Genomic DNA, 11545 nt, shown 5'->3' on the forward strand with positions numbered 1-11545 from the left:
GATGTTTAGATGAAAGGAAGGGAGCCAGGCGGTATGAATCGTCATCGCGGCATTGCGGCTATTTTGTCGGTCCTCTACATGGGACTTGGCCAACTGTATAACCGCCAATTCGTCAAAGGCTTATTTTTGATGGCTGTCAATGCGGCAGCGCTGTTTTATTTTATCCCGAATCTAGGCAAGGCGATCTGGGGCGTCGTAACCCTCGGAACGAAGACGCAAGGCTTTGAAATTGTCAACAAAGTAACGGTCCGCGTAGAAGGGGACCATTCGATTTATTTGCTTATCAGCGGTTTGATTACCTTATTCGTATTCGCTATCTATTTGGTTATTTACATTATGAACATTCGCGACGCGTACCGCACAGGGGCGCTGAGAGATAAAGGCGAGCAGCCCGCCGACTTCAAGAAGTCGTGGGCGCATCTGACGGGCCGCAACTTCCCGTATCTCATGCTCGCCATTCCGGCTATCGGCGTGTTATTCCTGACGATCATGCCGATCATCTTCATGGTTATGCTGGCTTTCACGAACTACGCGTCGCCTAATCATATTCCGCCGAAAGCGTTGGTGGACTGGGTTGGCTTCGAAACCTTTGCTAATTTGCTCACTCTGAAAACTTGGAGCCGGACGTTCTTCAGTGTATTTACTTGGACGATCATCTGGGCGGTTATTGCAACGGCAACCACTTATTTCGGCGGCATCCTTGTCGCGCTTCTCGTGGAATCCAAAGGCGTGCGGTTCAAGAAGCTTTGGCGTACGATCTTCATTCTGCCGTACGCGATTCCGCAGCTGATCTCTCTGCTCGTCATGCGCAATCTGTTCAACGGCCAGTTCGGGCCGATCAATCAGTATCTTAGTTATTTCGGACTCGGCAAGCTGCCTTGGCTGACGGATCCAATCTGGGCGAAGGTTACCGTTATTATCGTTAACATGTGGGTCGGCATCCCGGTCTCCATGGTGTTGATCATGGGCATCCTGACCGCCATTCCGAAGGATATGTATGAAGCCGCGGACGTGGACGGAGCTACGGGCTTCCAGAAGTTCAAGATCATTACGCTGCCGTTCATCCTGTTCTCGACCGGTCCGGTTCTAATCATGCAATTCGCGGGCAACATCAACAACTTTAACGTCATCTTCCTGCTGACGAACGGGGATCCGGTCAACGGCAAATACCAGTTCGCGGGCAGTACGGACCTGCTTGTTACGTGGCTGTATAAGCTCACGCTGAACAATAGCCAATTTAACATGTCTTCGGCCATCGGCATCATCATATTCTTGATCGTCGCTTCTCTGTCGATTTGGAGCTATCGCCGATCGAAAGCCTACAAAGAGGAGGATATGATCCAATGAAGATGGGACAGAAATCCGCCAATGCGCTTCGCTTGACGTTAAGCTATATCGTTCTGATCGCCATCGCGATCTGCTGTCTGTATCCGGCGATTTGGGTCTTGCTCTCGTCGCTTAGACCGGGTACGTCGCTGTTCGCACCATCGCTTATTCCGGACAAATTCACTTTCGCTCATTATAAAGAGCTGTTCACGAACCCGAGCTTTAGGTACGGCGTCTGGTATCTGAACACGCTGAAGATCGCGACGCTGTCCATGATCTTCTCGACGATTCTGGTGACGCTCAGCATGTATTCGCTCTCGAGATTCCGCTTCCCGGGAAGAAAGACGACGCTCACCGCTCTTCTGGTGCTCGGCATGTTCCCGGGCTTCATGAGCATGATCGCGGTGTTCATCGTGCTGCTGCAGCTCAACTTGCTGGACACGCACGCGGCGCTCATTCTCGTGTATTCCGCGGGCTCGGTGCTCAGCGGCTTTATCGTCAAAGGCTTCTATGACACGATTCCGCGGAGCCTCGACGAGGCGGCCCGCATCGACGGCGCGTCGCATCTGCAAGTATTCATCCGCATCATGCTTCCGCTGTCGAAGCCGATGCTGACTTACGTGGCGCTTACGACATTTACGGGCGCTTGGGTCGACTTTATTTTCGCGCGGCTCGTGCTTCGTTCCAAGGAAAACTGGACGCTGGCGGTCGGCATGTGGGATCTCGTCAACTCGTACCAGAACAGTAACTTTACATTGTTCGCGGCCGGCGCCGTGCTGATCGCGATTCCGATCACGCTTCTGTTCGTCTTCCTGCAGCGTTTCTTGGTACAAGGATTGACGGCCGGCGCTTCGAAAGGATAAACGAATGAAACGGATCATGGGGAAATGGCCGGTTCTGACGCTGCAGCTCGTACTGCTTGTCGCTCTGCTAGCCGCATGCTCGTCGAACGGGAACGCGGGTACAGAGGGGCAAGCTAATGTCCCTGCCGAAACGGAGAAGGCTGGCGATTCTGCCGTTGTCCCTGCCTCGTTCGAAGTCGACGAGCAGCCGTCGCGGGTATTCTACGAAATCTTCGTTCGCGCCTTCTATGACACGAACGGCGACGGCATCGGCGACTTGAACGGCGTGACGGAGAAGCTGGACTACTTGAAGGAGCTTGGCGTCGGCGGCATCTGGCTGATGCCGATCAACGCGTCGCCAAGCTATCACGGCTATGACGTGACGGACTATTACGCGATTAATCCGGAGTATGGCACGCTGGACGATCTGAAACGCCTGCTCGAGGAAGCGCATAAGCGCGATATCGAGGTTATCATGGATCTGGTCGTCAATCATACGAGCAGCGAGCATCCTTGGTTCAAGGAGGCGCTGGCGAATCCGGACAGTCCGTACCGCAATTGGTACACCATCAAGACGGCGCAGGATCAGCTGCAGACGGACGGCGCGGTCGACGGGAATCCGTGGCACAGCTACGGCAACCTGCGTTATCTCGGCGTCTTCTGGGGCGGCATGCCGGATCTGAACTTCGAGGAGCCCGCCGTGCGCGCGGAGATGATCAAGATCGGCCAATATTGGCTGGAGCAGGGGCTCGACGGCTTCCGTCTGGACGCGGCCAAACACATCTTCGGCGATTTCAAATCGACCGTTAGCTCTCCTGAGGTGCAGGCGGCGAATAAGGAATGGTGGCAGGAGTTCCGCAAGGGCATGCTGGATGTCAAAGAGGATGCTTATCTGATCGGTGAGGTGTGGGATTCGCTTGCGATTATCGCACCTTACTTCGATAACGCCCTTGATTCGGCGTTCCACTTCGATCTCGCGGGCAAGCTGCTGGGAGCGGCGGGCAGCGAGACCGATCCGGACCTGGCTTTCTCGCTGGGCCGGGCTTACGGGGCTTACGCGCAGTCGTCCGGAGGGAGCTTCGTTGACGCGCCGTTCCTCAGCAACCATGACCAGAACAGGGTCATGAGCGTGCTCGGGGGCAACGTCGACCACGCGAAGATGGCGGCTTCTCTGCTGCTGACGCTGCCGGGCACGCCGTATCTCTACTACGGCGAGGAGATCGGCATGCAGGGCATGAAGCCGGATGAGTATATCCGCGAGCCGATGCTCTGGCACAGCAACCCCGACGGCGGGGAAGGCCAGACGACGTGGGTCGCGTCCAAGCATAACAAGGACGCCGGCGGCGTGTCGGTCGAGGCGCAAGAAGGGGAGGACGGCTCCCTGCTTGAGCATTACCGCGAGCTGATCGGCTGGCGTAACGCGGAGCCGGCGCTTCGCGACGGCACGATCGGCGAATATAAACTGGAGCCGTCGAATTCGAAGCTGAGCGCGTACGTGCGTGTCGCGACGAAGGAGCGCGTGCTCGTCGTGCACAACTTGTCCGGCGAGGAGCAGACGGCGGAGATAGCCGCCTCCAAGGCCTATGGGCCGTTCCGGGAGCTGGCTCACGCAACTTCGGCGGACGCCAAGCTGGACGGCGCGAAGCTAACGCTTCCTTCGTATTCGACGGTAATATTGAAATAGCAAATAGCAATGGAATGGCGCGGCAGGAGAACGATCCTGCTGCGCCATTTTTTGTGTTGCTCCGTGTGCCTTCATAAATCCTGAAACGGATTTACCAAGATATAATCCACTCGCGCATCGCCGTTGCCGCCCGTCAGCCTGACCGTGTTCGAGCGGTCCGGCCTTAGAGTCACGGTGATCTGGGCGCAGCCGGAGAAGCTCTGCTCGCTGCCCGTCGAAGGCAGATTGAGAAGCGAATAGTCGGAGCCGTTCACCGTCAATCGAAGCTTGGCCAGTCTGTCCGCCGTTGCGTAGTGTACGTAAATGGTCGCCCGTCCGCCAGCGGCGCCTCCGTCTACCTGTCCGAACTCCGCAAAGGCTCCTTCAAGCTCCAACCCGCCGATAATAGGCATATGGTTGTCGCCGAATGAAACCGCGGCTCCTCCGCCTGTCATCGCGCCGTCCGCGTAATAGCGGTGCGGATTCGGGTGAGGCGCCGATATTGCGGCTGCCGGCTGCAGTCCGTTTGCCGTCTGCCGCACGGTCCGGATCGTCCCGTCTTCGTTAAACTCGATTTCGTCGATGCAGACGCTGCGCAAATTGCCTTGGCCGGATATCGCTTGATTGTGATAGAACAAATACCATTTGCCCTTGAACTCGGCCACGGAGCCATGTGTCGTCGAGCAGCCCGTCGGCTCCAGGAAGATGCCCTTGTACGTCCAAGGTCCAAGCGGGTTGTCGCTTATGGCATAACGCATCCGATTGTTCTCCTCCAGATTGTCCGCGTAGGTCAAATAATACATGCCGTTCCGCTTGAACACCCAAGCCGCCTCGTGAAAGTCCTCAGTCGTTTCCATGGGCACCGGCTCGCCTTTCATCGACATCATGTCGTCCGCGAGCTCGCCTCCAACGCACTTGCCCCCGCCGCCATAATACAGGTACGCCCGGTTATCGTCGTCGACGAACACGCAAGGGTCGATCATGGCGAAGCCGCCGAGCCCCTCGATATAGCCGCGATCGACGAAGCCCTTCGCGGGATGGTCGCTGGTCGCCACCCCGATCTTCCACGAATCGTTCCAGTTCGAATCGCTCGGATGCGGAAAATAAAAATAATAGGTTCCGTTCCTGTACGCAGCGTCCGGCGCCCACATGAACCCGCCCTCCGGACGGCCCCAGGCAACGTCGTCCGAACGCAAAATCTCGCCTTCGTCGATCCAGTTCACCATATCGGCGGACGAGAAGACGTGATAGCGGTCCATCAGATCGCAGCCTCTCGCGGGATCCATGTCGTGCGAGGCGTACATGTAGATTCGGCCGTCGTCCCAGACATGGGCGGACGGATCCGCCGTGAAGATGGACGTGATGACCGGGTTGGAGCCGACGGATCGTAGCGCCTCGGCCGGAATTCGAATCGTACTCATTATGATTACCTCCTAGTCGGCAGCAAGGCCAAATCAAGATACGCTAGTAGAATAAGCCAGCCGGCAACCGGCCGCCATGAGGGAATCGCAAACAATCTAGGACAAATCGATAGAGATGCTTCGGTCGTTCCCTGCGATCCCGTGGAGAGCGGTGAGCGGAATGCCCGAATCAACGATGCGATCAGAATTCGAAGTAGCTCCGTATGCCCCGTGAGGGGCCGTACGGGGCTATTCCGCTTGTCCGAGGCTCGTAATGCCGGCCGTCCAACAAGCCAAGCTTGGAATAGAAAGTTTAGGAATGACTCATTTGGTTGTTTCTGGGATTGCTCTACACTGAAACAGAACGGAGCGAACAACGAATACGCGAACAAGAGGTGAGTGAAGGTGGGGAGCATAACGTTTCACCACGTCTACAAAAACTACAAGGGCGAAGAACGGCCCGCCGTCCATGATTTTCACCTGCAGATCGAAGAAGGGGAGTTTCTTGTGCTCGTCGGCCCGTCGGGCTGCGGCAAATCGACGACGCTCCGGATGCTGGCGGGACTCGAGGAAATATCGCGCGGCGATCTGTACATCGACGGCAAATTCGTCAACTACCTATCCCCGAAGGACCGGGATATCGCGATGGTGTTCCAGAATTACGCGCTGTACCCGAACCTGAGCGTCTACGAGAATATCGCGCTCGGCCTGAAGCTGCGCAAGACGGCGAAGCACGATATCGAGCTGAGAGTCGGCAGAGTGGCCCGAATATTGGAGATTTCGCATCTGCTCGAAAGAAAGCCGAACCAGCTGTCCGGCGGACAGAAGCAGCGCGTCGCGCTTGGCCGGGCGATTGCCCGCGAGCCGCAGGTGTTCCTCATGGATGAGCCGCTCTCCAACCTGGACGCGAAGCTCCGGGCCCAGACAAGGGCGGAGCTGATCAAGCTGCAGGCCGATCTCGGCCGCACGATGGTGTACGTGACGCATGACCAGGTCGAGGCGATGACGATGGGCTCGCGCATCGTCGTCATGAAGGATGGCGTCATCCAGCAGGTCGCGCCGCCCCGGGAATTGTACGACCGTCCCGTCAATATGTTCGTCGCGGGCTTCATCGGCTCGCCTCAAATGAATTTCCTGGACGGAGCCATTATCCGGGAGGACGGCCGTTATTGGTTCAGCAGCCGGCGCCTCAAGCTGCCGCTGCCGGAGACGTTCGGAGCGCGCTTCAACCATTCGTCCCGGACGCTGCGCCAGGTCGTGATGGGTGTTAGAGCCGAACACGTGAAATTGAAAGCGGATTCGTCATTGGGGGACGGCGGCGTATGGTATCGGGGTCAAGTTCAAATGAGCGAAGTGACGGGCGCCGATCTATACGTCTACGTCGAGCTTGGCGAAGATACCGTCATCGCCAGAGCGCAGCCGGAACGGGATTACCCGCGCCATGCAAGCGTGGAAATCGGCTTCCAGATCGAGAAGGTTCATCTCTTCGATAAGGAGACGGGCATCTCGCTCGCGGCGCCAGGGGGCGACGGAGGATGAAGCGCCGCGGGAAGCTAATCGGCATTCTGATCAGGCTTGCGGTGGCCGTCGCTCTCGTAGCCGGTATTGTGCGGTGGAATGCCGACGGGAGCGTGGTCATTCAAGCGAATGCGGTGACTCTGGAGCAGCTGATGGATTACAAGCAGCCGGAAGGAGAGCTCCTATCTTATGCGCAGCTCATGCTGCAGGAGGATACCGCGACAAACGGGGAGCTGCCCGACGTACCGCTTGGAGCGACGTCCTACAGCTCGGCATCGCCGGACGCCCGATTGTCCGCCGAAGACGGCGAGCTGCATTGGAACAACGAAGCGGGCTGGGTCGAATGGACGTTCCGCGCCGAGCAGGCGGGCTGGTACGAGCTGCATATGACGTTCAAGCCGCTTGAAGGAAGCAACGCCTCCGCCGTTCGCGGCATTCAGATCGACGGGCAATATCCGTTCGCCGAGGCGCAGCGGATCGAATTCGAGCGGATGTTCAAGGATTCGCAATATCCTTACGACAGGAACGAGATCGGTCAGCAGGTGCGGCCGACCCAGTCGGAAATAACCGACTGGATCGCGAAGCCGCTCACCCACTTTGCCGCTTCTTCGGAAGCGCTGCTGTTCAAGCTGGGTGAAGGAGAGCATACGCTGCGGCTGACGGGCGTCCGGGAGCCTCTCGCGATCCGGGAGCTGCGGTTCCAGGCTCCCGCGGAAGCGCCCGGTTACGCCGACTATGCGGCCGGGCAGCCCGCCGATGGCGGCGCCGCAGAGCCATGGTTCACCGTCGTCGAGGCGGAGCGGACCGCACGCAAATCGAGCGTCGCGATCCAGACCGACTACTGGTCGGAGCCGGAGATATCGCCCGATCCGAAGGGCCGCATCACCTACAACGTGCTCGGAGGCTGGCGCTGGCGGCTGCCCGGCGAGTGGGCGGAATGGGATTTCGAGGTGCCCGCGGACGGCTGGTACGAGATCGACCTCAAGGCGTTCCAGGATTACCGGAACGGCTTCCAGGCCTACCGGACCGTGTCGATCGACGGCGAAGTGCCGTTCCATGAGCTCCTGCAATACGGCGTGCCGAACCGCAAGTCGTTTATGATCCACGGGCTTGGCGGCGGGGAAGAGGAGCCGTACCGCTTCTATCTCGCTGCCGGGAAGCACACGCTGCGCCTTACGTCGGATTCCACCCCGCTGCAGCCGGTATTCCTCGCGCTGAAGGCGGTGCTGTCCGATCTCGCCGCATACGACCGGGAGGTCAGGCTGCTGACGGGCAATTACAGCAAGTCGGCCTTCGACGCGAATATCGACGCCACGCGCACCTGGAATATGCGAAGCCTTGACCCGGAGGTCGAAAGCAAGATGCAGGGCTTCGTGAAAAGGCTGTCGGATATCCGCCAGTATATCGACGGACTGAACGGCATGGATTCCGATTTGTCCCAGTCGCTGCGGTCCTCGGTCGGCATCCTCGAAGGCATGCTGAAGGACGTCGACGAAATTCCGGTCAAGATCAACGACTTCTCCACGATCCAGAACAACATAGGCACGTTGATCTCGACCCTGACGCATCAGCCTTTGCTGCTGGACTACATCGTCGTACGGACGCCGGGCGCCGAGACGGGGCTTGAGACATCGACGCTTGCGAAGCGGATCCCCTACGCGGTGACGGAGTTCGCAAGGTCCTTCTATCTCGATTACGACACCCGCAAGCATAACCGCAAGGAAGCGCTGACCGTCTGGGTGCAGCGCGGGCGGGATTACGCCGAGCTGCTCCGCGAGCTGGTCGATCAGGAGTTCACGCCGAGAACGGGCATTCCGGTCAATATCAACCTGATGCCGAATCCGAACATGCTGATTCTCGGCAACGCGGCGGGCGACGTGCCGGATGTCACGCTGGGCGTGGCGGAATCGACGCCGGCCGACTTCGCGATGCGGGACGCCGCGTTCGATCTGACGCGGTTCCCGGATTACGAGGAAGTGCTGGAGCGATTCGTTCCGGGCACGTCGAGATCGCTCATGTATGACGGCGGATTGTACGGCGTCCCCGAGGTGCAGAACTTCCAGGTGCTGTATTACCGCTCGGATATTTTGCAAGGGCTCGGACTGGAGGTGCCGGACACGTGGGAGGACCTGTTCGATCTGCTCCCCACGCTGCAAGAGAACGGGATGACGATGTTCTACCCGAAGGCGGACTTCGCGACGCTCTTCTTCCAGCACGGCGCGGAGGTGTACAGCCCGGACGGATTGACGGGACTGCTGACGGAGCCCGAGGCGCAGGAGGCGTTCCGCCTGTGGACGGACTTGTACGTCAAATATAACTTGCCGATCGACGTGCCGGCGTTCTTCCAGCACTTCCGCGACGGCAACATTCCGATCGGCATCGCCGACTTCAACACGTACGTGCAGCTGCAGGTGGCCGCGCCGGAAATTACCGGGCATTGGGGAATCGCGCCGCTGCCTGGCGTTCGGAGCGAGGAGGGCGTCGTCGAGAGGTGGTCGCCGCAGGCGATGACCGCCGGCATGATCATGGAGAAGAGCGAACGGAAGGACGAAGCTTGGGAGTTCCTGAAATGGTGGACCTCGGCGGAGACGCAGTCGCGGTACGCGAGCGACATCGAATCGTATTACGGCCTCGAGTTCCGCTGGAACACCGCGAACCTCGAAGCGATGAGCGTGCTGGAATGGCCTGCCGAAGACCTGAAGGCGCTTCGCGAGCAGGCGCGCTGGGCGAAGAACATGCCGTACGTGCCGGGTTATTACTTCCTGAACCGGGAGATGGAGTTCGCCTGGAACCGGACGGTGATGGAGGCGATGCCGGCTCAGGAATCGCTCGAGGAGGCGCAGCTGTCGCTGCAAAGGGAAATGCAGCGGAGGCAGCGGGATTTCGGCATCGACGGGACGCATGACCTGCGCATTCCCCAGATCGACGATCCTTACGAATGGGAGGTGGGCGGCTCATGAACGCCGGATTGGCAACCCATAGAACGACAACGAGCCGCGGAGCGCGCGTCAGGCGGAAGACGACCTTATTCATCCGGCAGCTGAGGAGGGATCTGTTCTGTTATTTGTTCCTTGCGCCGTTCCTGATCTGCTTCCTGGCGTTCATCATCATCCCGGTGTTCATGGCGGCCCTGCTCGGCTTCACGTCCTACGACGGGTTCAGCGGGCTCCGGTTCATCGGCATCGACAACTATATCGCTCTGTTCACGCAGGACATCATCTTCTTGACCAAAGCGATTCCGAATACCGTGTTTTTCGCGCTGCTCGTCGGTCCTGGAGGCTATCTGCTCGCGTTCGCGTTCGCGTGGCTCATCCATCAGCTGCCGCTGCGGATCCGGGACTACTACACGCTGGCGTTCTACGCGCCTTCGATGGCGGGGGGCGTCGCGCTGTCGGTCGTCTGGATCGCGGCGTTCAGCGGCGACCGGGTCGGCTACGTGAACAACTTCCTGCTGTCGATGGGCTGGATCGAAAGTCCGGTCATCTGGCTGCAGGATCCGAAGCATCTCATGAACATCATGATTCTGGTATCGCTCTGGATCAGCTTCAGCGTCGGCTTTCTGGCCATGCTCGCCGGCTTGCAGACGGTGAACAAGGAGCTGTACGAAGCGGGAAGGATCGACGGCATCTCGAGCCGGCTGCAGGAGGTATTCTACATTACGCTGCCGTCCATGAAGCCGCAGATGCTGTTCAGCGCCGTCATGTCCATCGTGGGCACGCTGAAGGCGGGCAGCATCTCGGTGCAGCTGACCGGCATGCCGATCTCGCCGTCCTATTCGGGACATCTGATCATTAACCATATCGACGATTACGCGTTTATCCGGTTCGAGCTGGGCTACGCGTCGGCCGTATCGGTCGTGCTGCTGCTGCTGAGTTATTTCGCCATGCGGTTCGCCTACCGGCTGTTCGGGGAGAAGGAGGAGACGCGCGCATGAGACGCAGATGGTCCTGGTTCCAATTCGCGCTGGTGACGAGCTTCACCGCCCTCGCCGCGTTCATGTCGCTCCCGATTCTGTTCATCGTCAACCATGCGTTCAAGCCGCAGAACGAGCTGTTCCTGTTCCCGCCGCAATTTCTGGTGCAGAACCCCACGCTGCGCAACTTCGAGCTGCTGTTCCTGCACGCGTCGAACGCGACGGTGCCGTTCACCCGCTATCTGTTCAACAGCGTGCTGGTCGCCGCGCTGGCGCTTGCCGGCGTCATACTCGTCAGCACGATGGCGGCCTATGCGCTCGGCAAATACCGGTTCCACTTCAAAGGCTTCATCCTGTCGCTTATTACGCTGTCCCTGATGTTCGCCCCCGAGACGGTCGGCATCCCGCGTTATCTCATCATCAGCGGGCTCGGCATGAACGACACGTATTTCGGGCATCTGCTGCCGCTGCTTGCTTCCCCGGTCGCCGTGTTTCTGCTGATCGGCTTCGTCTCGCAAATTCCCGACGAGCTGCTGGAGGCGGCCAAAATCGACGGCGCGAGCCATCTGACCATTTTCTCGAGAATCGTCATCCCGCTGTCGGCGCCCGCGATCGCCACGATCTCGATTCTGACGTTCCAGACGGTGTGGGGGGATATCGAAACGTCGACGCTCTTCATGCAGGAGGAGACGATGCGCACGCTCGCGTTCTACGTGAACAGCCTGCTCAGCGGCCTTCAGAACAGCGTGGCCGGCCAGAACATGGCCGCGGCGGCGGGTCTGCTCATGTTCCTGCCTAACCTGATTATCTTCTTGATCTTCCAGAAACGGGTGCTGGAGACGATGGTTCATTCCGGGATCAAGTAACTTCAACAGCAAAGGAA

The 11545-nt window shown here is 58.9% G+C and carries 8 protein-coding genes; 7 read left to right on the forward strand and 1 reads right to left on the reverse strand.

All coding sequences use genetic code 11. The features are described from left to right. The first annotated feature begins 33 nt into the window (after positions 1-33). From NQZ67_RS24410 to NQZ67_RS24420, 3 genes are read left to right on the forward strand one after another with little or no spacing between them, the layout of a single operon-like run. Positions 34-1347 (forward strand): carbohydrate ABC transporter permease, encoded by a 1314-nt coding sequence (locus NQZ67_RS24410; RefSeq protein ID WP_257451126.1) that lies wholly within the window; start codon positions 34-36, stop codon positions 1345-1347. Continuing rightward, on the forward strand, positions 1344-2189 hold the full coding sequence (locus NQZ67_RS24415) for a sugar ABC transporter permease (RefSeq protein WP_371825355.1): 846 nt from the start codon (positions 1344-1346) through the stop codon (positions 2187-2189). Before NQZ67_RS24410 ends, NQZ67_RS24415 begins: the two co-directional genes overlap by 4 nt. Positions 2190-2193: 4 nt before the next feature. Further along, positions 2194-3852, forward strand: a complete 1659-nt coding sequence (locus NQZ67_RS24420; protein ID WP_257451127.1) for an alpha-amylase family glycosyl hydrolase — start codon at positions 2194-2196, stop codon at positions 3850-3852. Between the two features lie 71 nt (positions 3853-3923). On the opposite strand, the gene NQZ67_RS24425 is transcribed toward NQZ67_RS24420, so the two are convergent. Further along, positions 3924-5252 carry a family 43 glycosylhydrolase gene (locus NQZ67_RS24425; RefSeq protein ID WP_257451129.1) on the reverse strand — a complete coding sequence of 443 codons (1329 nt, stop codon included), beginning with the start codon at positions 5250-5252 and terminating at the stop codon, positions 3924-3926. A gap of 384 nt (positions 5253-5636) precedes the next feature. On the opposite strand from NQZ67_RS24425, the gene NQZ67_RS24430 reads away from it, so the two are divergent. From NQZ67_RS24430 to NQZ67_RS24445, 4 genes are read left to right on the forward strand one after another with little or no spacing between them, the layout of a single operon-like run. Next, positions 5637-6770 (forward strand): ABC transporter ATP-binding protein, encoded by a 1134-nt coding sequence (locus NQZ67_RS24430; RefSeq protein ID WP_257451130.1) that lies wholly within the window; start codon positions 5637-5639, stop codon positions 6768-6770. Next, positions 6767-9709: an extracellular solute-binding protein gene (locus NQZ67_RS24435; protein WP_257451132.1), complete on the forward strand. Its 2943-nt coding sequence runs from the start codon at positions 6767-6769 to the stop codon at positions 9707-9709. The genes NQZ67_RS24430 and NQZ67_RS24435 overlap by 4 nt, the downstream gene beginning before the upstream one ends. After that, complete coding sequence (locus tag NQZ67_RS24440) at positions 9706-10683, forward strand: carbohydrate ABC transporter permease (RefSeq protein WP_257451134.1); 978 nt, start codon at positions 9706-9708, stop codon at positions 10681-10683. The genes NQZ67_RS24435 and NQZ67_RS24440 overlap by 4 nt, the downstream gene beginning before the upstream one ends. Further along, entirely contained in the window at positions 10680-11528 is an 849-nt protein-coding gene (locus NQZ67_RS24445) for a carbohydrate ABC transporter permease (RefSeq protein ID WP_257451136.1), read from the forward strand. The genes NQZ67_RS24440 and NQZ67_RS24445 overlap by 4 nt, the downstream gene beginning before the upstream one ends. Positions 11529-11545 lie beyond the last annotated feature (17 nt).

It is taken from the genome of Paenibacillus soyae (assembly GCF_024623455.1).
Taxonomy (GTDB): Bacteria; Bacillota; Bacilli; order Paenibacillales; family Paenibacillaceae; genus Pristimantibacillus; species Pristimantibacillus soyae.

Bases quoted from the DNA above. Each gene is read 5' to 3' on its own strand.
- NQZ67_RS24420 (WP_257451127.1), top strand. From the start codon at position 2,194: ATGAAACGGATCATGGGGAAATGGCCGGTTCTGACGCTGCAGCTCGTA.
- NQZ67_RS24410 (WP_257451126.1), top strand. From the start codon at position 34: ATGAATCGTCATCGCGGCATTGCGGCTATTTTGTCGGTCCTCTACATG.
- NQZ67_RS24415 (WP_371825355.1), top strand. From the start codon at position 1,344: ATGAAGATGGGACAGAAATCCGCCAATGCGCTTCGCTTGACGTTAAGC.
- NQZ67_RS24425 (WP_257451129.1), bottom strand. From the start codon at position 5,252: ATGAGTACGATTCGAATTCCGGCCGAGGCGCTACGATCCGTCGGCTCC.
- NQZ67_RS24440 (WP_257451134.1), top strand. From the start codon at position 9,706: ATGAACGCCGGATTGGCAACCCATAGAACGACAACGAGCCGCGGAGCG.
- NQZ67_RS24435 (WP_257451132.1), top strand. From the start codon at position 6,767: ATGAAGCGCCGCGGGAAGCTAATCGGCATTCTGATCAGGCTTGCGGTG.
- NQZ67_RS24445 (WP_257451136.1), top strand. From the start codon at position 10,680: ATGAGACGCAGATGGTCCTGGTTCCAATTCGCGCTGGTGACGAGCTTC.